This window comes from Variovorax sp. V116, from assembly GCF_041154435.1.
GTDB lineage: Bacteria > Pseudomonadota > Gammaproteobacteria > Burkholderiales > Burkholderiaceae_C > Variovorax > Variovorax paradoxus.
On sequence record NZ_AP028661.1, the window covers coordinates 4756975 to 4779531 of the forward strand.

Annotated in this window: 15 protein-coding genes and 1 pseudogene; 4 read left to right on the top strand and 12 right to left on the bottom strand. The window is 69.7% G+C overall.

Going from position 1 to position 22557, the window contains the following annotated elements; all coding sequences use genetic code 11:
* Window positions 1-27: 27 nt before the first annotated feature.
* Window positions 28-2118 (top strand): 7TM-DISM domain-containing protein, encoded by a 2091-nt coding sequence (locus tag ACAM58_RS22760; protein WP_369663607.1) that lies wholly within the window; start codon window positions 28-30, stop codon window positions 2116-2118.
* A gap of 18 nt (window positions 2119-2136) precedes the next feature.
* Here ACAM58_RS22760 and ACAM58_RS22765 read toward each other — a convergent pair whose 3' ends face one another.
* Window positions 2137-4452: a TonB-dependent receptor gene (locus ACAM58_RS22765; protein ID WP_369663608.1), complete on the bottom strand. Its 2316-nt coding sequence runs from the start codon at window positions 4450-4452 to the stop codon at window positions 2137-2139.
* Window positions 4453-4602: 150 nt separating this feature from the next.
* Complete coding sequence (locus ACAM58_RS22770; protein ID WP_018906253.1) at window positions 4603-5583, bottom strand: AraC family transcriptional regulator; 981 nt, start codon at window positions 5581-5583, stop codon at window positions 4603-4605.
* 128 nt (window positions 5584-5711) lie between these two features.
* On the opposite strand from ACAM58_RS22770, the gene ACAM58_RS22775 reads away from it, so the two are divergent.
* On the top strand, window positions 5712-5984 hold the full coding sequence (locus ACAM58_RS22775; protein WP_015867374.1) for a DUF4242 domain-containing protein: 273 nt from the start codon (window positions 5712-5714) through the stop codon (window positions 5982-5984).
* Window positions 5985-6038: 54 nt separating this feature from the next.
* Here the strand turns inward: ACAM58_RS22775 and ACAM58_RS22780 are convergent, their stop codons facing one another.
* From ACAM58_RS22780 to ACAM58_RS22810, 7 genes are all read right to left on the bottom strand, one after another.
* The gene (locus ACAM58_RS22780) at window positions 6039-6194 is read right to left on the bottom strand and encodes a hypothetical protein (RefSeq protein WP_018906252.1); all 156 of its coding nucleotides are present in this window, start codon (window positions 6192-6194) and stop codon (window positions 6039-6041) included.
* 633 nt (window positions 6195-6827) lie between these two features.
* Window positions 6828-7574, bottom strand: a complete 747-nt coding sequence (locus tag ACAM58_RS22785; RefSeq protein ID WP_018906250.1) for a 1-acyl-sn-glycerol-3-phosphate acyltransferase — start codon at window positions 7572-7574, stop codon at window positions 6828-6830.
* A gap of 16 nt (window positions 7575-7590) precedes the next feature.
* The gene (locus ACAM58_RS22790; RefSeq protein ID WP_018906249.1) at window positions 7591-8874 is read right to left on the bottom strand and encodes a dihydroorotase; all 1284 of its coding nucleotides are present in this window, start codon (window positions 8872-8874) and stop codon (window positions 7591-7593) included.
* Between the two features lie 139 nt (window positions 8875-9013).
* Window positions 9014-9976: an aspartate carbamoyltransferase catalytic subunit gene (locus tag ACAM58_RS22795; RefSeq protein ID WP_015867378.1), complete on the bottom strand. Its 963-nt coding sequence runs from the start codon at window positions 9974-9976 to the stop codon at window positions 9014-9016.
* Window positions 9976-10473: a bifunctional pyr operon transcriptional regulator/uracil phosphoribosyltransferase PyrR gene (gene pyrR, locus ACAM58_RS22800; RefSeq protein WP_062367262.1), complete on the bottom strand. Its 498-nt coding sequence runs from the start codon at window positions 10471-10473 to the stop codon at window positions 9976-9978. Before pyrR ends, ACAM58_RS22795 begins: the two co-directional genes overlap by 1 nt.
* The gene (ruvX, locus tag ACAM58_RS22805; protein ID WP_369663609.1) at window positions 10470-10919 is read right to left on the bottom strand and encodes a Holliday junction resolvase RuvX; all 450 of its coding nucleotides are present in this window, start codon (window positions 10917-10919) and stop codon (window positions 10470-10472) included. The genes pyrR and ruvX overlap by 4 nt, the downstream gene beginning before the upstream one ends.
* An 11-nt stretch (window positions 10920-10930) precedes the next feature.
* Window positions 10931-11530 (bottom strand): YqgE/AlgH family protein, encoded by a 600-nt coding sequence (locus ACAM58_RS22810; protein WP_015867381.1) that lies wholly within the window; start codon window positions 11528-11530, stop codon window positions 10931-10933.
* On the opposite strand from ACAM58_RS22810, the pseudogene ACAM58_RS22815 reads away from it, so the two are divergent.
* Window positions 11531-13077, top strand: a pseudogene (locus ACAM58_RS22815) (deoxyribodipyrimidine photo-lyase).
* Here ACAM58_RS22815 and ACAM58_RS22820 read toward each other — a convergent pair.
* Both ACAM58_RS22820 and ACAM58_RS22825 read right to left on the bottom strand, forming a co-directional pair.
* A complete protein-coding gene (locus ACAM58_RS22820) occupies window positions 13028-13420 on the bottom strand; it encodes a hypothetical protein (RefSeq protein ID WP_062367256.1) in 393 nt (130 codons plus the stop codon). The pseudogene ACAM58_RS22815 and the gene ACAM58_RS22820 overlap by 50 nt on opposite strands.
* Window positions 13417-15054 carry a hypothetical protein gene (locus ACAM58_RS22825; protein WP_369663610.1) on the bottom strand — a complete coding sequence of 546 codons (1638 nt, stop codon included), beginning with the start codon at window positions 15052-15054 and terminating at the stop codon, window positions 13417-13419. Before ACAM58_RS22825 ends, ACAM58_RS22820 begins: the two co-directional genes overlap by 4 nt.
* Before the next feature lie 219 nt (window positions 15055-15273).
* Here ACAM58_RS22825 and ACAM58_RS22830 point away from each other — a divergent pair, with 219 nt between their 5' ends.
* Entirely contained in the window at window positions 15274-16356 is a 1083-nt protein-coding gene (locus ACAM58_RS22830) for a helix-turn-helix transcriptional regulator (protein WP_062367250.1), read from the top strand.
* A 21-nt stretch (window positions 16357-16377) separates the two neighbouring features.
* On the opposite strand, the gene ACAM58_RS22835 is transcribed toward ACAM58_RS22830, so the two are convergent.
* The gene (locus ACAM58_RS22835; RefSeq protein WP_369663611.1) at window positions 16378-22440 is read right to left on the bottom strand and encodes an Hpt domain-containing protein; all 6063 of its coding nucleotides are present in this window, start codon (window positions 22438-22440) and stop codon (window positions 16378-16380) included.
* Window positions 22441-22557: the final 117 nt, after the last annotated feature.

Here is a 22557-nt window from a genome sequence, read left to right on the forward strand (position 1 = left end):
GCGCGGAAAGTATAAAGTCGCGTCCCAATGCGCCTCGACGTCGAAACCACCCGGGCGGGTCCGGGCCGCCTGCTTGTTCTTCTGTTCCTGCTGCTGTGGTGCTTGGCAATGCCCGCCAGGGCGCTGGTACTGTCGGCTTCCGATGGCCTCGGCCGCGGCATCCCACTCTCCGGGGGCCTCGAGATCCAGCGCGACCCCTCGGCCGGGTGGCGTATCGCCGACGTCGCGCACGGCGCGCAGCGAAGCGGCTTCGCGCCGATCGAAGGGCCGGTGGAGGAAGGCTTCAGCCGCGACGCTGTGTGGCTGCGCTTCTCGCTCGCGCGCACGGTCGACGCGCCCGCGCGATGGCTGCTGCGCGTGCGACCGCCGCGCATCCACGAAGCCACCTTGTATGCGCCGGACGGGCGCGGCGGCTTCGTCGAGACGCCGCTCGGCGACGCCCGACCTTTCGCGGCGCGCGAGATCCCCGACCACGACTTCGCGTTCCCGGTCGACCTGCCGACCGAGCCGGCTGTCTATTTCCTGCGGCTGCGCAACGACGGGCCACCGCTGCGGGCCGAACTGGACCTGTGGCAGCCTGCCGGCTTCGAGCGCGACCGCACGGCCGACTACACCATCATGGGCGTGCTGCTTGGCGCCGCCCTGCTCGCCGTCTGCATGAACCTGATCTTCGGGGCCTGGCTGCGGGACGGGCTCTACGCCCATTACGCGCTGTACGTGTTCTGCATCGCGGCTCTGTCGGTCAACCGCCAGGGGTTCGCAGCGCAGTGGTTCCTCGGCGACCGCCCCGAGCGCGTTGTGCAGACGCTGCTGGTCGTCAACTGCTTCTTCAACATGGTGGGTACCGCGTTCATGGCGCGCATCTTCCAGTTTCGGCGCCATTGGCCGCCCGCGGCACATTTCTTCAACGCGGTCGTGGTGTACAACTTCGTTGCGTTCATGCTGGCCCTGGCCGGCCATCACGCCGCCATCGCCCCCTGGGTCAGCGCGGGCAGCGCCGCGTCCACGCTGTTCGGCGCGGTCTTCGTCTGCTACCTGCTCTTCGTGCGGCGCCAGTTCCAGTACCTGCTGCCCGCCTCGGCCTTCGCGGTGGGAACGGTGCTGGGGCTCTACGGGCTGTTGAAGCTCTGGCTCGGCGACCAGGTGCCCGGCGTGACGCCCGACCGCATCTATTGGCTCGGCACCATGTGCCACCTCGTCCTGCTGAACGTGGCCGTGGCCGACCGGACGCGGCGCGCCGAGCGCGATTACCGCGCCGAGCGCGAGCGCGTGCTCGCAGTGCGGCTGGAAGCCGAACAGGCGCTCGAAGGCACGGTCGTGCGACGCACCGCCGAACTGCAGCAGACCAATGCCGCGCTGCACGAGGAGATCGCGGCCCGCGCCCGTCTGGAGGCCCGGCTGCGTGAGTCGCTCGAGGTCGAGCGCCAGGCGATCGTGCAGCAGCGCGAGTTCGTCTCGATGGTCTCGCACGAGTTCCGCACGCCCTTGACAGTGATCGACGGCGCGGCGCAATCGCTCGACATCTCGAAGCTCGGCGGGGAGCCGGTGGTGAAGCAGCGCACCGAGCGGATCCGGCGCGCCGTGCAGCGCCTGACCATGCTGATCGAGAACATCCTGCTGGCCGACCGCCTCCAGCCCGAGAACCGGATGCTTCGCCTCGAAGTCGTTGACATGGCGGCGCTCGCGCGTGGCCTGTGCGAGAGCTTCCACTTTCCCGGCGCTTCGCGCCTGTCCATCGACGTGCGCGAACCCCTGCCCAAGGTGCGCGGCGATCGAGCGCTGCTCGAGATCGCGCTGCAGAACCTGATGCAGAACGCATTGAAGTACTCGCCGCCGGAACGACCGGTGCATGTCGTGCTGCGGCACACGGGCGGCATCGTGCAGGTCGACGTGATCGACCGCGGACCCGGAGTCGCAATGGCCGACAAGGCCCGCATCTTCGAGAAATATTTCCGTGCCGAAACCGCGAGCGCGGTGGCCGGCACCGGACTGGGGCTTCATTTGTCGCGCGAGATCGCGATGCGCCATGGCGGCGACGTGACACTGCACGAAACAGGCGCCAGCGGGTCGACATTCCGCCTCGTGCTTCCGGCTGCGCCGCTCGAACAAGTCACATGACCGGCGGAATCCAACAGGTCAGTAGTCCAGCCGGACTGTCAGTCCCAGGGTGCGCCGCGTCCCGACCGATGCCACGTAGGCACCGTTCGCGGTGGCGGCCACGGTCGGGAAATACTTCTTGTCGAGCGCGTTGCGCAACCAGAGCGAAATGCTCCAGATTTCATTGCCCCGTGCGACCTTCCAACCGGTGGCGAGGTTCAGCAGGCCATAGGCCGGGATGCGCGAGTGGACCGACCCGTCGAGCGTGCCGTCCTGTGCGGACCGCCACGCGTACGCCGCTGAAACGAAGTGCTGGGTGGTGGGGCTCACGGGCCTGCGGTATTCGGCGCCCACGTTGAATGTCCAGCGCGGCGTCCCGGCAACCTGCCGTCCGCTCAGGCTGCAGCGCCCCTGCGGCACGAACGCGCGTTCTGACGGACAAGGCGCGTCCTCATAGCGTTGATAGCGTGCATCGTTGAAGGCGGCGTTGGCCCACGCGGTCAGCCCGCGCGCCGGTCGCGCAGTGGCATCCAGCTCCAGTCCCCGGCTACGGAGATCGCCCGCGTTCGTGAGGATCTCGACGTAGTTGCCCGCGCCTGCGCCAGCAGGCACGAACATCGACGTCTGGTAGCCGCGCACGCCTGCCAGGAAGGCGTTCAGGTTGAGTGTCAGGCGATCATTCCACAGGCTGCTCTTGACGCCGACGTCCAGGCTGTCGACACGTTCGGGCCCGATGATCAGCGACGAGGCGCCGAGCGGGCCGGGAGCGGCACCCGGCCCCGCCAGATTGATCCCGCCCGACCGCTCGCCGTGCGAAAAGCTCACGTAGCCGATCGCGCCGTCATCCAGCCGGTAGCTCGCACCCAGGAGCGCCGACGGACTGGTCTTCCGGATGGCCAGGGGGCCCGTGTCGTAGGCACCGAGCACGATCGGACGATTGCGCAGGAACGCGGTGGCAGCGGCACCACCGGTCGAGTCGCCGCGATGGGTGCGCCCGTCCTTGCGCTCCTGCGTGATGCGCAGGCCGGCCGTGAGGTCGAGCCTGGACGTGGCGTGCCACGTGGCCTGGGAGAAGAGCGCGAAGCTCTCCGTGTCGAGCGCGCCGAAGCTCACGGTGCTCGCGTTGGCGAGCACCGGCAAGGACGTTCCCTGCAGGACGATGTCTGCCCGCGGACCGAACACGGTGAATATCTCGTTGCGCATGCGCTGGCGCATGTAGAACGCGCCCACCACATAGTCGACCGCACCGCCGGTGGGCCCCGCGTAGCGCAGCTCCTGCGAGAACTGCTGCTGGCGCACGCGGGAGCCGCCGTCGATCAGCACGGGGATATTGAGGTTGTCATTGGCCGTCGGCACGAACTTCCATGAACGGCCGGCGGTGATGGACGTGACGGTGGCGCCGGACCCGAGCTTCCAGCTCGCTTCGGCCGACACGCCACCCTGGTCGAGATCGACGCGCTCCACGCCGTCGGTATTGACCGCATAGCGCCGCGGGTCGGTGACGATGCCGGTGGCGCCGCCGGCCCATGCGCGGGCCGCCGCCGGTCCGCTTCCCAGCGAGTAGATGACGCGGGTGCCGTACGTGGAGCGCTCGCGGTGCGCATCGGCGATCAGGCGCAGGCTGAAGGCGTCGCCACGGCGCAGCAGCCATTGGCCGCGAATGCCGGATCGATGGCCCCCGTTGACGCTGCCGCCGTCGTAGAGGTTCTCGATGTTGCCGCGTTCATGGGTGCCGTACACCAGCAGCCGGCCCGCCGTCTCTTCCGACAGGGCCCCCGCGAAGATGGCTTGCCCCTGCGCAAGTCCGCGCTGCCCGATCGAGAGTTGCAGGCTGCGCTCGGTCTCCCGGCTCGGCGCACGCGTGTGCAACGCCAGCACGCCGGCGGTCGTGTTCTTGCCGAAGAGCGTGCCTTGCGGCCCGCGCAGCAGGTCCACGCGCTCGATGTCGAGCAGGTCGAATGTCGCCATGCCCGCGCGGCCCAGGTAGACGTTGTCGAGGTAGATGCCCGTACTGCCCTCGAGGCCGTCGTTCGATGGATTCCTGCCGACGCCGCGCACCGCGATGGCCGATTGCCGCGGATCGCCGAAGGTGATGCTGGTACTCGGCAACCATTGCTGCAGGTCTTCGAGCCGCCAGCTTTGCTGCGTCTCGAGGGCCTCGCCATCGATCGAAGTCAGCGGGATCGGAACTTGCTGGGCGGCTTCCGAACGGCCCCTGGCATCCACGGTGATGGCGGGGAGCGTTTCGCCATCGTCCAAAGGCTTCGGCTGTGCATGGGCCACCACGGCGAGCCCGGAGGCGAGAGCGCTGACGGCCAGGGAACGGGCGAGGAGATCGCATGGGCGGAAGGGCATGCGCGTACTCTAGTAGACGCTCGCACGCGCCACCTGCGCACACGCCGGAATCGGCGGCGCCACGCACGTGGGCATGGCGTTGATTGCCACCGAAAATTGGCCCGGCCATGGAACTAATTTCCGTCCGAGACTGACCCACGACACCCCACCTCAGGGCGCCGCATCCGGCACCAAGGCCCGCGCCCCGTTCTGCCGCCAGGCCCCGGGCGACACCCCGTACTCGCGCTTGAAGGCGCGGTTGAAGGCCGCTTCCGACTCGTAGCCGACACCTTCGGCAATGCGCGCCAGGTTGCCCTGGTCCTTGCGCAGCATGCCGGCGGCCAGGATCATGCGCCAGCGCGTCAGGTAGTGCATGGGCGGCGCGCCCACCAGTTCGGCGAAGCGGTCCGCCAGCACGCTGCGCGAGACATGGATTTCCTGCGCCAGCGCGTCGACCGTCCAGTTGCGGGCGGGATCGCCGTGCATCAGCGCCAGGCAGCGGCTCACGTGGGGGTCGCGCAGGCCCGCGAGCCAGCCGGGGTTGTTGGCGGGCATGGATTCGATGTAGCCGCGCAGCACTTCGGCGAACAGCACTTCCGCCACCTTGGCGGCGACCATCTCGGAACCGGGCGTGTGCGAAGCCGCATCGCCCAGCACGAAGTTGACGGACTGCTCGATCCACGGGCCCGCCGGCCTGCTGCGCAGCGACGTGGTGAACAGGCGCGGAATGTTCGCCATGAGAGGGTTGGGCGCATCGCCTTCGTAGGCGAACCAGCTGCACACCAGCACCGTGCGGTCGCCATTGCCGCCGTAGCGGATGCGCTCCAGCTCGGGCGCCCGCGGGTTCACCACATGCGCCACGTCCACCGCCGCCTGGAGCAGGCCGCTGCCCACCACATGCGAGTCGCCATGCGGCACGGCGATGACGTCGCCGGCATGGGCGCGGATCGGCTCCCCGCCGTCGACCTGGGCCCAGCATTCGCCTTGCAGCACGAGGTGGCAGATGGCCAGCCGCTGCGCGCCGGGCCTGAGCAATTGCGCCATGTGCGCGCCCTTGGGCACCTTGAAGCACCAGGGCGCATGCATGTCCCCGTTCAGGAACAGCGCGCCCTCCAGGCGGATGGTCCGCAGCACGTCCGACAAGACATCCATGGTCACCTCCCGGCAAGCGAGGGCGGGGTTTCGGTCAACAAGTCCGGTGCAGCGGGCAATACAACGGTGCTTCGCGCCGGCACCATCGGTCTTGGTCGCTCCGACCGATTCTAGACAGGAGTATCGCCATGCCCAAATTCCTCATCGAACGGCACATCCCCGGCGCCGGCAAGTTCACGCCGGCCGACCTGAAAGCCATCTCGCAGAAGTCCTGCGGCGTGCTGGGCAGCATGGGGCCCGACATCCAGTGGGTCCACAGCTATGTGACCGACGACCGGATCTACTGCATCTACCAGGCCGCCGACGAGGCGCTGGTGCGCAAGCATGCGGAACTCGGCGGCTTCCCGGCCGACCGCATCGACCGGGTGCATGGCGTGATCGACCCGGCCACGGCCGAGTGAGACGGTGGAGAGACGGCCGAGCGGGGCGGCCGGATCAGCGCGAAGGCGCCGCCCTCATTCGGCCTGCAGCCGGCCTTGCGGCGCAGCCATGGCCTGCAAGCCCTGCGACGACGCCTGCTGCTGCTGGCTCTGCACCGGCCCGACCAGCGGGCCCGGTCCGGATTCGCCCAGGCTCCTGCGCCCGGTGCCTCTCACGAGGTGGCGCGGCAAGTGGTGTGTTCTTCGAATGAGCTCCAGGGCCTCGCTGCGAGCTGGTTCGGACGCCGGTAGAAACATCTGCAATACGCTCATGATGTCATCCCGTGAAGGCCAGAGAGGAATGTGGCTGGCTCGCCTCGAAGGACCGGAGCCGCGTCTCGATGCGGCCTCTGGCGTGGGTCGCAGGCGCATTATGGGCGCCGAAATGCGACCGGTTCGCACGGCCCCTCGGGCAGTAGTGTTGCTGTGCGCTTACTTACAAACCATAGTATTCATTCAGCCCATTCCGCCGTCACAAGTGCCGCGCCACGAGCACCATCGCCCCCGCAAGGGAGATGGCGCCACCCACGATTTTCCTCAGCATTCTCATCAGGTTCTTTCTCCAGCGTAGAACCTGCATGGTGCAACGCTTCGGGCCCTGGCGGGTTTGGCAATTCTCATGGCCGGGATAGCCACGGCCCGGCGGGCCGCCCTGCCCTGTAGGCACCCGCCCACGCGCATGGATTGATTTCTCCCGCAAGCGGCGGCCGCCGGCCCGGCCAATGTCGGATGCACGAATTCCGGTTCCTCCTCACGACGCTCCGTGCGTCGTTAAGCGCTCCCTCGGGAGCGCTTTTTTTGCCTGTGCCGCGCCGCGCCGTGCGGCTAGTGCGTCTCGCGGCGCAGCTGCTGCACGTCTTCGTGCAGCGCCTGGGCCCAGGCGCGGCGGTCGCGCCCGTGCGAGGCCTGCGGCTCGCCGAAGCGCACGATGGCCACGAGCGGCGGCGCGCGCAGCGTGTTCCAGAGCGAGGTCAGCAGGTTGTCGTCGTCGATGTAGCGCGGCGCCTGGCTGGTTTCCCCGGTGGCCGCATCGGCAAAGCGCAGCGCGGCCGGCAGCACGGGCGCACCCGACGAAATGGCGGCCTGCAGCAGGTTGGCATGGAAGGGCAGCAGCCCGCGCCCGTCGCTCGTCGTGCCCTCGGGGAACACGCCGATCAGGTCGCCGTTGCGCAGCGCCTCGGTCATGTGGTGCACCACGCGCAGCGCATCGCGGCGGCGTTCGCGCTCGATGTAGAGCGAGCCCGCGCCGGTGGACAGCGTGCCGATCAGCGGCCAGTGCTTCACGCCCGCCTTCGAGACAAAGCGCACATGGCAGGCGGCATGGATGGCCGTGATGTCTAGCCACGAGAGGTGATTGCTGATGAGCAGCACCGGCCCCTGCGCGGGCGGCCTGCCCTGCACCTGGAGCGCGATGCCCATGATCTCGAGCAGGCGCCGCGACCACTGCTGCACGCGCAGGTTGCGCTCTGCCTGCGAAAGGCCCGGAAAGGTGAAGCGGATCGTCCACCAGCCACCCAGCGCGTGCCCCACCGCATGCAGCAGGCGCCAGCAGGCCTTCAGTGAATGAACCATCGAGGAGCGGGCCCTTTCAGCCGTGGACCACGCGGCCCGCGACGAGGGTGTGGCGCGCGCGCCCCACCAGCGGATAGCCCGAGAACGGCGTGTGCTTGCCCTGGCTCTTGAGCGCATCGGGCTGCACCTGCCATTCGAGGCCCGGATCGAAGACGCACAGGTCGGCCACGCCGCCCTCGGCCAGCCGGCCGATGCCGGTGCCTGCATCGGCGGCGGCCAGCAGCTGCGCGGGCGCGGACGTGATGACTTCCAGCGCGCGCACGATGCCCGCGCCGCTGCGCTCGCCCCACTGCAGCGCCAGCGGCAGCAGCAGTTCGAGCCCCGTGGCGCCGGGTTCGGCTTCGGCAAAGGGCAGCGTCTTGGCATCGGCCTCGACCGGCGTGTGGTCGGACACCAGCGCATCGATGGTGCCGTCGGCCAGCGCGGCCGACAGCGCGTCGCGGTCGCCCTGCTGGCGCAGCGGCGGGTTGAGGCGCGCGCGGCTGTCGAAGAAGCCGATGTCGGTGTCGGCCAGGTGCAGCGAATTGATGCTGACGTCGCAGCTGAGCGGCAGGCCCTGCGCCTTGGCCGCGCGCACCAGCGCCACGCCCGCGGCGCTGGAGATGCGGCACAGGTGCACGCGCGCGCCGGTGCTCTTCATGAGCTCGACGATGGTGAAGATCGCGATGGTTTCGGCCGACACCGGCACGCCCGAGAGGCCCAGGCGCGTGGCCAGCGGGCCGCTGGCCGCCACGCCCTTGCCAAGGTCGCGGTCCTGCGGGCGCAGCCACACGGTGTAGCCGAAGGTGCTCGCGTAGAGCAGCGCACGCTGCAGCACCTGGGTGTCTGCGAGCGGTACGTCGGCCTGGCTGAAGCCGATGCAGCCGGCCTCGGTGAGCTCGGCCATTTCGGTGAGCACGCCGCCCGCAAGGCTGCGCGTGAGCGCGCCGAGCGGAAAGAGCCGTGCGCCCTGCAGCTTCTCGGCGCGGAACTTGAGCATCTCGACCAGGCCGGGCTCGTCGAGCACGGGGTCGGTGTCGGGCGGGCACACGAGGCTGGTGACGCCGCCCGCGATGGCCGCAGCCATTTCGCTTTCGAGCATGCCTTCGTGCTCGTAGCCGGGCTCGCGCAGGCGCGCGGCCAGGTCGACGAGGCCGGGCGCGACCACGCAGCCCGTGGCATCGAGAGTGCGCTCGGCCTCGAAGCCGGCCGGCGTGCGGCCGATGCCGGCGATTTTTCCGTCGGCAATGGCGATGTCGGTCTTCTTGTCGATGCCCGAGGCGGGATCGACCACGCGGCCGTTGGAGATGAGGATGTTCATGCGTCTGTACTTCCGGTGGCGGTCAGGGCCTTTTCGGGAAACACCGAGGAACCGGCTTCGCCGGGCCTCAGGTGTTGCCCCCGGTAGGGGGTTGGCGAAGCGACACGAAGTGCGCGAAGACTGGGGGCGAGCAACATGTCTATGCTTCGTTACCTGCGACGATGCTCATGACGGCCATTCGAACGGCGATGCCGAAGGTGACCTGGGGAAGGATCACGCTCTGCTTTCCGTCGACCACCGCGGAGTCGATTTCCACGCCGCGGTTGATGGGGCCCGGATGCATCACGATGGCATCCGACTTCGCCAGCTGCAGCTTCTCGGGCGTGAGGCCGTAGGTCTTGAAGAACTCCTGCGACGAGGGCAGCAGCGCGCCGCTCATGCGCTCGTTCTGCAGGCGCAGCATGATGATCACGTCGCAGTCCCTGATGCCCTCTTCGAGCGTGTGGCACACGCGCACGCCCATGCCGGCCATGTCGCCGGGCACCAGCGTCTTGGGGCCCACCACGCGCACCTCGGCGCAGCCGAGCGTGGTGAGCGCATGGATGTCGGAGCGCGCCACGCGCGAGTGCAGCACGTCGCCGACGATCGCGACCGTGAGGTTCGCAAAATCCTTCTTGTAGTGGCGGATCGTGTACATGTCGAGCAGCCCCTGCGTCGGGTGCGCATGGCGGCCGTCGCCGGCGTTCACCACGTGCACGTGCGGCGCCACATGCTGCGCGATCAGGTAGGGCGCGCCCGACTCGCTGTGGCGCACCACGAACAGGTCGGCCGCCATCGCGCTCAGGTTGGCGATGGTGTCGAGCAGCGACTCGCCCTTGGTGGCCGAGGAGCGCGCGATGTCCAGGTTGATGACGTCGGCCGAAAGGCGCTTGGCCGCGATCTCGAAGGTGGTGCGGGTGCGCGTCGAGTTCTCGAAGAACAGGTTGAACACGCTCTTGCCGCGCAAGAGCGGCACCTTCTTCACCTCGCGGTCGCTCACGCTCGTGAAGTTGGCGGCGGTGTCGAGGATGTGCGTGACGATGTCCTTGGGCAGGCCCTCGATCGACAGCAGGTGAATCAGCTCGCCGTTCTTGTTGAGTTGCGGGTTTCGCTTGTAGAGCATCAACGGTTCTCCTCGACCTTGAGGCTGAAGGCGCCATCATCGGCGCGGGCCAATGCGAGCAGCTGCGTATCGGGCAGCGTGAGCTTCGCGGCCGCGAAATCGGCCGCCACCGGCAGCTCGCGCCCGCCGCGGTCCACCAGCACCGCGAGCCGCACGCAGGCCGGGCGGCCGAAGTCGAACAGCTCGTTGAGCACCGCGCGGATGGTGCGGCCGGTGTAGAGCACGTCGTCCAGCAGCAGCACGTCGGCACCGTTCACGTCGAAGGGCAGCGCGGTCTGCGCGCTGGCCGAGAGGCCGCGGCGCGCGAAGTCGTCGCGGTGCATGGCCGACGAGATGACGCCGGGCGCGCCGGGCAGGCCCAGGTCCTTCTGCAGCCGCTCGACCAGCCAGGCGCCGCCGGAGGTGATGCCCACCAGCTTGGTATCGGCGCGCATCAGCGCTTTCACGCCGGCCAGGAGGTCTGTGTAGAGCGCTTCGGCATCGGGTATTGAACTCACGGAAGACTCCTTAGAAATTGCTCCAGGATGATGCAGGCCGAGGCCGCATCGGCATCGCGCGCGCCGGAGGCCAGCGCCTCGGTGGTGCTGTAGCGCTCGTCGACCTCGAACACCTGGAGATTGAAACGCCCGCGCAGTTGCCGCGCGAACTTCTGCGCGCGGCGGGTGTTCTCGTGCGGGGCGCCGTCGGGGTGGTACGGCACACCGACCACCAGCGCGTCGGGCTGCCATTCCTTGATGCGGGCTTCCACCTGTGCAAACCGGGCATCGCCCTCGGCCTTGATGGTGGCCTGCGGCGTCGCGGCGCCGAGCAGGCGGTTGCCGCTGGCGACGCCGGTGCGCTTCAGGCCGAAGTCGAAGGCCAGGAAGCTCTGGAAGTGGGGGGGAACGGCAACGGCAGCAGGGGCGGCGGAGGGAGCGGCGGGAGGGGCGGGAACGTCTGGCATGGCAGCGGCCATCACGCGTGTCCCGCTTCCGGCGACAGTTTCCAGGCTTCCAGGCCCAGCAGCAGCAGCGCCCGGTCGTAGCGCTGCTCGACCGGCGTGTCGAAGATCACAGCCGGATCGGCGCCCACGGTGAGCCAGCTGTTCTCGGCCAGTTCCGATTCGAGCTGCCCCTCGCCCCAGGCCGAATAACCGAGCGAAACCAGCACCTTGCGCGGGCCCGCGCCGGTGGCCAGGGCTTCGAGCACGTCCTTGGAGGTGGTCATTTCGAGGCCGCCGGGAATGGTCATGGTCGAGGCGTAGACCGATTCCTCGGGCTTCTCGGCATGGGTGAACACCGGCTCGTGCAGCACGAAGCCGCGCTCGGTCTGCACCGGCCCGCCCTGGAAAACGGGAGCGTCGCCGAGTTCGGGGCGCGACAGGTGCAGTTCGATCTTCTCGAACAGCACCTTCAGGTTGATGTCGCTGGGTTTGTTGATCACCAGCCCGAGCGCACCGCGCTCGCTGTGCTCGCACAGGTAGACGACGCTGCGGTTGAAAGTTTTATCTTCCATCCCCGGCATCGCGATCAGGAAGTGATGCGTAAGGTTCATCGGGGCAGAATCGGCAGCCATATGCCGCCGATTTTACTGGCCGTCGACAAGACCTATCCCAAAGGGCTCATGTGGTTTCGCCGCGACCTGCGCGCGGACGACAACGCGGCCCTGTACCACGCGCTGCGGGCCTGCCGGCAGGTGGTGTGCGTTTTCGTGTTCGACCGGGCCATCCTGGACCCGCTGCCCCGCATCGACCGGCGCGTGGAATTCATCCGGGAATCGCTGGTGGAGCTCGAGGAAGAACTGCGGGCGCTGAGTGGCGGGCTGATCGTGCGGCACGCCCACGCCATCGAGGAGATCCCGGCGCTGGCCCACAGCCTGGACGTGCAGGCCGTCTTCGCCAACCGCGACGACGAGCCCGATGCGCTGGCGCGCGATGCCCAGGTGCTGGGCGCCCTGGCCAACGCGGGCGTGAGCTTCTACACCTACAAGGACTCCACCGTCTTCGAGCGCGACGAGCTCTCAACAAGACCGGCCAGCCGTACACGGTGTTCACGCCCTACAAGCGGGCCTGGCTTGCCAAGGTGGACGCCTTCTTCCTCAAGCCCTACCCGGTGCGCAGCCATGCCGATGCGCTGGCGCCGCCGCCCGCGGCCCATCGCACGCCGGTGCCTTCGCTCGAGGACCTCGGCTTTGGCCGGAGCAATCTCTCCGAGCTCGGCATTCCCACCGGCAGCCAGGGTGCGGCGGCGCTGTTCGAGGACTTCTTCCAGCGCATCGACCGCTACGACGCGGCGCGCAATTTTCCGGCGGTGCGGGGGCCGAGCTACCTGGGCGTGCACCTGCGCTTCGGCACCGTCTCGATCCGGCAGCTGGCGGGGGTTGCGCACCAGCTCTTCCTGCAAGGCGACGCGGGCGCGGCCGCCTGGCTGGGCGAGCTGATCTGGCGGGAGTTCTATTTCCAGATCCTGGTGCACTTTCCGCACGTGCATTCGGGCGGCGAGTCGAAGAGCTTCCGGCCCGAGTACGACAAGATCCAGTGGCACCACGGCAAGCATGCCGACCAGCTGTTCGAGGCCTGGTGCCAGGGCCGCACGGGCTACCCGCTGGTGGACGCGGCCATGCTGCAGATCAACCAGAGCGGCTACATGCACAACCGCCTGCGCATGGTGGTGGCCAGCTTCCTCTGCAAGGACCTGGGGCTGGACTGGCGGCGCGGCGAACGCTACTTTGCGCTGCACCTGAACGACTTCGAGCTGGCTTCGAACAACGGGAACTGGCAATGGGCCAGCTCCAGCGGCTGCGACGCGCAGCCCTGGTTCCGCATCTTCAACCCGGTGACGCAGAGCGAGCGCTTCGACCCCGAAGGCAAGTTCATCCGGCGCTACCTGCCGCAGCTCGCGGGGCTGTCGAATGCCGCGATCCACGCGCCCTGGACGGCATCGCCGGTGGAACTGGAAGCCGCCGGCATCAAGCTCGGCGAGACCTACCCCAGGCCGGTGATCGACCACGCCGAGGCGCGCGAGCAGACGATGCGGCGCTATGCGGCCGTGCGCGGCGCCGGCCAGCCGCCGCTCAGCGGCGCGTCAGCACGATCTCCGCGCCGGCGTCGGAGCGGCCCCTGAGCGTGCCGGCGTCGAGCTGCTGGAAGGTGATGAGGTTGTCGCGGCAGCCGGTGAGCGCCTTGCTGCCTTGGAAGTGCAGCTCGTAGACGCCGCTTTCCACGCGCCGCCACAGCATCGGGGTCGGGATGCCGACACAGGGGTCGGCAGTGCTCTGCGCCAGCGTGCGCCAGGTGCCTCCGGCGGCCTGCAGCTGCATCTGCGCATCGACCTGGCGGCCGTTCTTGAGCGTGATGCGCGCGGTCCAGTCGCCTTCGAGGCCGTCGGCCGCCTGGGCCGCGGCCGGCCCGGCGGCCATGGCCAGCATGCCGGCGCAGGCCGCGGTACGCCACAGGATGTGCTTCATGCACCGCTCCCGATGCCCAGCTGGGGCTTCATCGCCTCCCACGCCACGCCGTTGAGGCGGCGCGCGCTGTTGAGGTTGTATCGGGCGTCGGACTTGGTGGTGCGCACCACATAGACCTTGCCGCTGTATTCGCCGAAGGTGCGCAGCGACCCCACGTCGGTCGGCGGATGGCCGCTGTTGAAGGCCAGCAAGCGCGCGCCGCCCTCGGTGCGGATCTCCACCGTGCCGGTCTCGGTGGCCGCGCAGGTGTCGTAGGCGTTGGTGGCGGAATCGAAGTTGCAGGCGTAGTACTGCACCGTGCCGGCGCCGGTGAAGGCCGCGCGCAAGAGCCGCGTCTGCTGTTCGTTCAGCACGCCCAGGCTGATGGTGCCGGTTCCGGCCGGCAGGGTGGCACCCGAAGCCGGGAAGGCCGCGATCAACGCTTCCAGCGTGGCGAAGCTTGTGGTCTCGCTCGGATTGGCCAGGTTGATCGAATAGGGCTGCACCAGGTCCACGCCGCGCCGGTAGCGCAGCTGCGAGCCGGCCGGGAAGGTGGCGTCCGGGTTGGCGAAAGCGGTCGCCGGCACCACGCCGAAGATGCTGTTGCCATCGGCCGCCTGCATCTCGGCCACCACTTCGGCCATCTTGCGGCCGGAGATGTCGGTGACCGCGGCATGGCCGAGGCTGCGCGTGGTGCCGCCGCAATAGTCGCTGCGGCTCGGCGTGCCAAGGGTGCTGGTGAAGCCCGCGTTCTCGTCGCAGCGCACCCAGCCGTTGGCGCCCAGCTGCACGACGCCGTAGAGCGTGTCGTGCGCGGTGGGGGCGCCGTTGGTGAGGCCTTCGCGCCGGTCGGTGAGCTTCAGCTTGCCGGTGGCCGGGTCGGGCACGCCATCGGTCGGATAGGTCCGCGCGCGGTAGTCGTCGGCGCGCGTGAAATCCAGCCGCGCCAGCTGGTCCGAAGCCACCGGCGTGACGGTCGCCGGATCGACCAGCCGCAAGGCCACGCCGCTGTGCAGCGCATCGGCCGTGACCAGCGCAGCGGTGAAGGCGTTGTCCTCGAAGCGGCCGGGGTCGGTCACGGGCACGGCCTGGTAGTCGTACAGCTGGGCAAGCTCGGGCAGGCCCAGCTGCAGCAGCACCAGCGCCTCGGCCCGCTCGGGCGCCAGGCCGGCCGCCACGCCCGCCTGCAGCAGCGTGGTCAGCGGATTGACCTGCCCGCGGTGCCCGGCCGGCGCGCTCATGGTGAAGGGCTGGGAGAACGATGGCAGCGAGGGATTGCCGCCGTCCACCTGCGCCAGCAGCGGCGCGGCGGCAAGCTCGGCTGCCGCGGCCGCATCGGCCGGCGTGTAGCCGAAGCTGTAGGCGCCGTCCTCGCCGGTCTTGTTGGCGGCCGCGGGCTCGCCCTCGTCGCAGGCGCCGCTCCGGTTGCGGTCCACGCAGACCAGCGCCCCGCTCACCGGGCCGAGCACCATCACCTTGCCCGACACCGTGACCGGCGATGGGGACGACGGCGGGTTGCCGCCGCCCGGGGGGCCGAACGGCGGAAAGCCGCCGCCGCCGCCGCCGCCACCTCCTCCGCCGCCGCAGGCGGACAGCGCGAGCAGAAGGCCTGCGCAGGCCGACGGAACGGCCGCTCTGGTGAATCGAATGTGCATGGTCTTTTTCCTCCAGGTTGTGTCGGGCACCGGGTCCGCCGAAAAAGCAAACCTTCGTTCTCAACAGTGTGGGAGGGCGGTTTGCACGGCGCATCACGCAAATGCACGATGCGCGGCGATCGGCGAGGAGCTAGGGGCTACCCCGAGCCGCGTTGACACCCGGCGGCGCGGGCGCGCATCATGGCCGTGGGAAAAACCGGCAGGCCAGGGAGGCACTACATGAACCGGAATCTCGCATTGCGCCGCGCGCTCGACGCCATCGCGCACCTGGACGATCCGCAGCCGCCATGGCGCGAGCTGCTGCAAAGCATGCAGCAGGTGATCGGCGGCGACAGCGCCACCTTCATCCTGCTGGAGCGCGGCAGCGAGCTGCTGAGCTTTCAGCAGGTCAATGTTTCACCGGCCGCCGAGCGCGAATACGTGCAGCATTTCTGCGCGCACGACATCCTGATTCCGCCGACCTTGGGCGCCGCGCCCGGGAGCTGGTTCGACACGCACGAGCTGTTCTCGCCCGCCTTTCTCTCGAAGAACCTCTACTACGCCGACTTCATGTGCCGACACGGCGCGCGCCAGATGCTGGCCTGCGTCGTCGACGAGGGCCCGCAGCGCCGCGGCGGCCTCACGGTGCAGCGCAGCACGGCCGCGCATGCGCGCCGGCTGCTCGACAGCACGCGGATCCGCCGCGTCACCCAGGCGCTGCGCCACGGGCTGGCGCGCCGCGACGAGCGCGCCCGGCTGTGGCTCGGCGGCGCCGAATCCGCACTCGCGGCCTTCGGCGAGGCGGTCTTGCTGCTGACGCCTGCGGGCACGGTGCTGCGCGCATCGGCCGGCGCGCAGGAGTTCTTCGGCACCAGCCGCTTGCTGCGCCTGCGCGGCCAGCGGCTCTGGCATCCGGATGCACAGACGCAGCAGGCGCTGGCGGCCGGCCTGCGGCTGGCGGCGCAATCGCGTCAGCGGGTCTGCCTGCCCATCGCCGGCGGATCGGCAGGCCTGCAAGAACTGGAAATGGCTCGCGCCGCACCGCAGCTGAGCCTGGGCGAGGAGGTGCTGGTGCTGGCGCGCATCCGCCTCGGCCGTTCGCAGGCGGTGCCCTCGACCGACGGCCTCTGCAGCGCCTTCGGCATCACGCCTGCCGAGGCGCGCGTGCTGGCGGCGCTGGTCGCAGGCCAGTCGCCCAAGCAGCATGCCGGCGCGCAGGGCGTGTCGGTGCACACGGTGCGCAGCCAGCTCGGCTCGCTGATGGCCAAGATGGGCTGCACGCGGCAGGTCGACCTGGTGCGCAAGGCGCTGCTTGCGCCCTAGGACGCTGGCCGCGGCCCAGGTTCAGGCCACCGCCAGCGTGGCGGCAGGCTCGCTGGTGTAGCTGCGCACCAGGCGCAGCAGTTCCTCTTCCGAGTAGGGCTTGCCGAGGTAGTGGTTCACGCCCAGCGTGCGCGCGTAGTCGCGGTGCTTCTCGGCGATGCGCGAGGTGATCATGATGATCGGCAGGCCGGCCATCGAGTCGTCCGCGCGGATGTTGCGCGCCAGGTCGAAGCCGTCCATGCGCGGCATCTCGATGTCCGACAGCACCACCGCCGGGCGCTCCTGCTGCAGGCGTTCGAGCGCCTGCAGGCCGTCGGCCGCGAGGGACACGCGATAGCCTTCGCGCTGCAGCAGGCGCTGCGTCACGCGGCGCACGGTGATGGAGTCGTCGACCACCAGCACCAGCGGCACCTGCGGCGCCACCGGAGCCAGCATCGGCAACGGCTCCTGCGGCGCGCCGTGGTCGGCGCCGGCGGCATGCGCGGGCGCGGCCAGCGCGGCGGCCTGGCGCTCGCGCGCCTGGTCGCCATGCACCGCGGCCACCGCCACCGGGTTGTAGATGAGCGCCACCGCGCCCGAAGCCAGCACCGAGATGCCCGCCAGGCCCGGCAGCCGGGCCAGCTGCGGCCCGAGGTTCTTGACCACGACTTCCTGGTTGCCCAGCACTTCGTCCACATGCAGGCCGACCCGCTGCGCCGCGCTTCGCACGATCACGACGGTGTTGTTCCGGCTCGTGGGGTGCTCGCTGCGCGCGGAGGCCTGCAGCAATGCGCCGGCCCAGTAGAAAGGCACCTGCTCGCTGCCGAACGGATGGCTGTTGTGCAGGTAGGCGGCCTCGAGCTCGGTGCTGCTCACGCGCTGCACCAGCTCGACCAGGTTGGACGGCACGCCGATCGACACCTCGCCCGCGCGCAGCATCACCACGTGCGTCACCGCGGTGGTGAGCGGCAGCACCAGCTTGAAGGTGGTGCCCTGGCCGGCCGTGCTGTGCGTTTCGATGCGGCCGCCGAGCGCCGCGATCTGCGCGCGCACCACGTCCATGCCGATGCCGCGGCCGGCCAGTTCGGACACCTGTCCGGCGGTCGAGAAGCCGGGCTTGAAGATCAGCTCGGTGGCTTCCTCGGGCGAGAGTTCCTGGCCGGGCGCGAGCAGGCCGAGCGTGCGGGCGCGCTCGGCGATGCGGCCGTGGTCGAGGCCGGCGCCGTCGTCGCGGAAGCTCACCGAGACGTCGTTGCCCTCCTGGTGCAGGTCGATCACGATCAGGCCGTTGGCGTCCTTGCCGGCCTTTTCGCGCGCGGCCGGTTCCTCGATGCCGTGCGCCACGCAGTTGCGCAGCAGGTGCTCGAAGGCGGGCGTCATGCGGTCGAGCACGCCGCGGTCCATTTCGATGGAGCCGCCGACGATGTCCAGGCGCACCTGCTTGCCGGTGTCCTTGGAGGCCTGGCGCACCACGCGGTAGAGGCGGTCGGAGATGCCCTCGAACTCCACCATGCGCGTGCGCAGCAGGCCGCGCTGCAGTTCGCGCGTCTGGCGCGCCTGCACGCTGAGGTCGTCTTCCGTGGCCTGCACCGTCTTTTGCAGCGTGCGCTGCACGGTGGCCACGTCGTTCACCGACTCGGCCATCATGCGCGTGAGTTCCTGCACGCGGGTGAAGCGGTCGAACTCCAGCGGGTCGAAGCTCTGCTGCGAATCCTTGGCCTGGGCCAGGCGCGACTGCATCTGGCTTTCGGCCTGCACCTCGATGTCGCGCAGCTGCTGGCGCAGGCGGTCGAGGTTGCCCGTGAGGTCGGTGAGCGAACCGCGCAGCTGGCCGAGCTCGGCCTCCAGGCGCGAACGCGTGATGATGACCTCGCCGGTCTGCGCCACCAGGCGGTCGAGCAGCTGGGTGCGGATGCGCACGGCCTGGCTCGACACCGCGCGCAGCGGCGCCAGCAGCGCGTGGGCCGGGCGCGGCAGCAGCGATGGCGCGGCGGCGGCTTCCGCGTCCGCGCTGGCGCTTTCCTCGCCGGCAACCAGTGTCTCGTCGTTGGCGGACACGCCCGTTTCGGCGGGAACCTGCACCAGCTGCACGCCTGGCGAAGTCACCGAGGCCGTGGCCACCAGCTGGGCCACTTCGGCCTGGGTCGCATCGTCCGCGGCGCGCAGGGCGTCGAAGGTGGCCTGCAGCGCATCGAGGCGCGTGAGCAGCTTCTCGATCTCGGCCCGGTCGGCGCCGCCCTGGGTGCCCAGCACCTCGATCTCGGACTCCATGCGGTGCGCGCGCTCGCCCAGGCGCATGGCGCCGGCCAGCCGGGCGCTGCCCTTGAGCGTGTGCAGCGTGCGCAGCACCGAGGCGCGCGGCGCGCTGTCGTCGGGGTGGTGCGCCCATTGGCGCAGCGCCTGGCCCAGCTGGGGCAGCAGTTCCGCCGCTTCTTCCTCGAAGATGGGGAACAGGTCGACGTCGACCGCGTCGACCATGTCGATCGCGTCTTCGGAATCGTCCAGCGCCACGTCGGCCACGTTGCCCTGCGCCACCAGATGCTGGTGCGGGCGGGTCTCGACACGCGCGGCGGCCTCGGCCGGCATGGGTGCGGCGGCAATGTCGCGCAGCGCCTGCAGCGTTCCCTCGGACGGCTCGCGCAGGAAGCCGACGGCAAACTGGTGCAGCAGGCGGCGCAGTTCGTCGGCCGCGGCCACCAGCACCACGCCCTGTTCGCGCGAGCCGCTGCCCTGCATCTGCAGATGCTGCAGCGCGGCTTCGAGCAGGCGCGCCATGCCCGAGAGGCTGTGGAAGCCGACCGTGGCCGAACTGCCGGCCAGCGAATGCGCGAGCGCAATGGTCGAGTCGGACAGCCGCTCGTGCGATTCGAGCGCCCACTCGCCCACTTCGGTGGCGAGCTGCCGGGACCACTCGTCGGCCTCGTTGAGGTAGACGTTGTAGAGCGCAATGCCGATGCGCAGCGGCCCGATGACCTTGACCTGGTCTTCGGCACCGGAGGCGGCGACGGCTTCGGCGGTTTCTTCTTCGGCTTCAACCGGCAGGGCGATTTCTTCGGCGGCGACGGCCGCAGCTTCCGCGACCTGGGCCGGTGCTTCGTCGGCGGCGGCAACAACGGCGGATTCTTCGGGCTCCAGCAGCAGGGCCGGTGCGGCCACGGGTTCTTCGGCGGGCACCACTGCTGCGGGCTCTTCCGCCTTCACCGGCATCGGTGCGGGCTCCTCGGCAACTGCGGTCTCGTCCGCCTTCGCCGGCACGATCTCGGTCGCCCAGTCGAGGTCGGGCAGCCCCTCCAGGGCCGGCGATTCGGGCGCATCGGCGGCCGGTGCCGGTTCGACGGCAGGTTCCGCCGTGAAGCGGGCGATCGACTGGACCGGTGCCTCCTGCGCTTTCGCGGGCGCAAGAAAATCGAAGTCGGCGCTGTGGTCGAAAGCCTCGAGCGCTTCGCCATCCGGCAGCGGCCGGGATTCGAAGTCGAGGAAATCGGTGGAAGCGAAGTCGTCGTCGGCTTCGGGCTTTGCAGCGGCCGGCGGCGTTTGCGGCGGCAGTTCGAATTGCGCGGCGGGTGCTGTTTCAACCGGCGCTGCGGGGGAAAGCGACAGGTCGGGCAGCTCCGGGAGCTCCAGCGGTTGCACGGGTTCCGGTGCGGGAGCGGCCAACGGCGGCTCCGCGGCAATGTGGCGCGCGGCCACGGCCAGCGCGTCGGCATCGGCGACCCATGTGGGGGCGGTGGGCACGGGTTCGCCCGCCAGCAGGGCATTGGCCACGCGGCTGAAATGGGCCGACTGCCAGCCGTGCTGGGCACCGGACGCAATGGCTTCGACCCACTGGCCGAATTCCTCGAGCGCCTTGCGGGTGCCGGTGAGCAGGTCGGGCGTGGCGTCGCGCTGGTCGGCCAGCCAGGTGTTGAGCACCTGTTCGAAGGACCAGGCGGCATCGCCGAAGTCGGTCAGGCCGACCATGCGCGAGCTGCCCTTGAGCGTGTGGAACGCGCGCCGCAGGATGGTGAGTTCCTCGGTGTCGTCGGGGTGGCCGCCGAGCTCCTCGATGGCGGCCAGGCCGTTCTGCACCACCTCGCGGGCTTCGTCCAGGAAGATGTTCTGCAGGTCGTCTTCTTCGAGCTCGGTCACCTCGGTATCGGGCAGGGCCGCGGGACCGGCGATCTTGTGGGTCCAGCTGTCGGCCTTGCTGCTGAATTCCTCGATGGGCGAGACCTTCGCCTTGCGGTTGGGCGTGGCGAGCGCGGCGAGCTTCGAGGCGATCTGGGCATCGACCTCCTCGATGCTGAGCACCGCTTCGGCAGCTGCGGGCGCTGCAGCGCCGGGGGTCGCGGCCTCCGCGGCCCCATCGGCGGCCTGGCGGCCCATCAGCGGCTTGAGTTCGCCGGCATCTGCGTCGAACACGAACAGGCGCTTGGCGAGCGTCGGCTGGTAGCCCAGCATGTCGATCAGGAAGCCGAGCGCGCCCAGGTTGTTGCCGAGCGCATCGAAGCTGTGCATCTCCTCGATCGGCGAGGCATTGCCCACCAGCATCTGCTCGACGTCGTCGCGCATGCGCTGGACGGTGCTGGCGGCCTGGTCGAGCCCCAGCACCGAGAACACGCCGCGCATCTGCAGCAGCTGGCTCGGCACGGTGCGCAGCAAGGCCTTCTCGGCCGGGCGGCGGAAATACTGGTCGAGCGATTTCTCGAGCTCGCTCAGGTGGCTGCGCAGTTCGTCGACCACGGTGCCCATGGTCTGGCGGTCGCTCACGCGCCGGTACAGGTCCTCCATCCAGGGCTCGAGCGGCTCCGAATGCCCGCCTGCGCGCACGCGCTCGATGCGGCCGGCCAGCTGCAGGGTGCGGGAGGTGAGCTGCGGATCGCTCGGGTCCAGGTCTTCGAGCGCGGCTTCCAGGTAGAGCACCGAGGTGGCGACTTCCATCGCCAGCTCGGTATCGGGCGGCTGGCTGGAGCGCACCGAGGCGTCGACCGCATGGGTGAGCGCCTCCACCATCGGCGAGATGGGCGGATGGAGCTTCTGCAGCGATTCGCCCAGCTGCGCGAAGGTGTCGGCCACCTGGCGCGTGCGGGTGATGTCGCCGCCCGAGAGCGCCGACCACATTTCCTTGGCGGTTTCGATGCGCTTGCGCGCCTGCGCCAGCACCAGCGGGTCGTAGCGGCCGAACTGCTCGACCGTGTAGTCGACCTGGCGCTCGCCGGCCACGCCCCAGGCGGTGCGAACGGTGCGCAGGGTGGCGGCTTCGTCCTGCGCGCCGGGCACGGCCTGGGCGCAGAAGAACAGCAGGTCCTGGCCCAGGCGGTCGGACACCGCGCTGTCGCCGCGCGCCAGGGTGGCGTACTGCAGCAGCACGCGCGAAGCGGCGCGCTTCACATACGAATCGGCGGGAATCAGCCCGAGCGCCAGGGCCTCGAAGAAGCCGGCGGCCAGCGTCCAGAAGCTGGCAACGCGGGGCAGCAGCGCACCGCGCCCGAGCCCCAGGCACAGCGCATGCAGCCGCCGCGCGGCCTGCGGGTCGCCGGTCTTGACCAGCTGCAGCACCTCGCGGTCGAGCCGCGAACGCACGGCCGGGTCATAGCTGACGGCAGCCTGGGTCAGCGCGGGCCGCACTTCGACCCAGCGCCAGGCCGTGCTCCACAGGTCCGCCGGATGCACGCGCTCGTTGCCGACCAGTTCGAGCACGTCGCGGTATTGCGGGAACAGCGCCACCGAGGACACGGCCTTGCCGGCCAGGAGCGCGTTGAGGAAATCGGTGACGGCAAAGCCGGCGCGCTCGATCTTCTGGACCGCGCTGTCGGTGCAGCGCTGTGGCTCGGCAATGAAGCCCTGCACCGCGAACTCGATGGCGCCGAGCACCAGCGCCGGTGCGGTGTTGCCCACCATCTGCAGCGCGCCCACGGATTGGTGCAGCTGCTGGCGGGCCATCTGCAGCGGGCCGCTTTCGAGCTCCGAGGCATTGCCCACGTCGCGCACGAAGCGCCGCAGCGACTTGCCGACGCTGTCGAGGGATTTCTGGATTTCTCCCAGAACCCAGGCCAGCGGCCCAAGGTCTTCGGTGGCCGGCACGTTGCCAGCGAGGGGGGCCGTGGCAGGGGTTTGAGTCGACACGTTGGATGCTCGCCGTTTTCTTGACTGTCAGTTTTCCACTGGGCGCTGCGCGCCCCGAATGCACGAAGCCCGCGCCATCCTCAAGCGGGTCGGCGAAGCGACACGAAGTGCGCGAAG

Bases quoted from the DNA above. Each gene is read 5' to 3' on its own strand.
- ACAM58_RS22795 (WP_015867378.1), bottom strand. From the start codon at position 9,976: ATGCTCTACAAGCGAAACCCGCAACTCAACAAGAACGGCGAGCTGATT.
- ACAM58_RS22770 (WP_018906253.1), bottom strand. From the start codon at position 5,583: ATGGATGTCTTGTCGGACGTGCTGCGGACCATCCGCCTGGAGGGCGCG.
- ACAM58_RS22825 (WP_369663610.1), bottom strand. From the start codon at position 15,054: ATGCACATTCGATTCACCAGAGCGGCCGTTCCGTCGGCCTGCGCAGGC.
- ACAM58_RS22775 (WP_015867374.1), top strand. From the start codon at position 5,712: ATGCCCAAATTCCTCATCGAACGGCACATCCCCGGCGCCGGCAAGTTC.
- ruvX (WP_369663609.1), bottom strand. From the start codon at position 10,919: ATGCCAGACGTTCCCGCCCCTCCCGCCGCTCCCTCCGCCGCCCCTGCT.
- ACAM58_RS22765 (WP_369663608.1), bottom strand. From the start codon at position 4,452: ATGCCCTTCCGCCCATGCGATCTCCTCGCCCGTTCCCTGGCCGTCAGC.
- ACAM58_RS22830 (WP_062367250.1), top strand. From the start codon at position 15,274: ATGAACCGGAATCTCGCATTGCGCCGCGCGCTCGACGCCATCGCGCAC.
- ACAM58_RS22820 (WP_062367256.1), bottom strand. From the start codon at position 13,420: ATGAAGCACATCCTGTGGCGTACCGCGGCCTGCGCCGGCATGCTGGCC.
- ACAM58_RS22810 (WP_015867381.1), bottom strand. From the start codon at position 11,530: ATGGCTGCCGATTCTGCCCCGATGAACCTTACGCATCACTTCCTGATC.
- ACAM58_RS22790 (WP_018906249.1), bottom strand. From the start codon at position 8,874: ATGAACATCCTCATCTCCAACGGCCGCGTGGTCGATCCCGCCTCGGGC.
- ACAM58_RS22760 (WP_369663607.1), top strand. From the start codon at position 28: ATGCGCCTCGACGTCGAAACCACCCGGGCGGGTCCGGGCCGCCTGCTT.
- ACAM58_RS22785 (WP_018906250.1), bottom strand. From the start codon at position 7,574: ATGGTTCATTCACTGAAGGCCTGCTGGCGCCTGCTGCATGCGGTGGGG.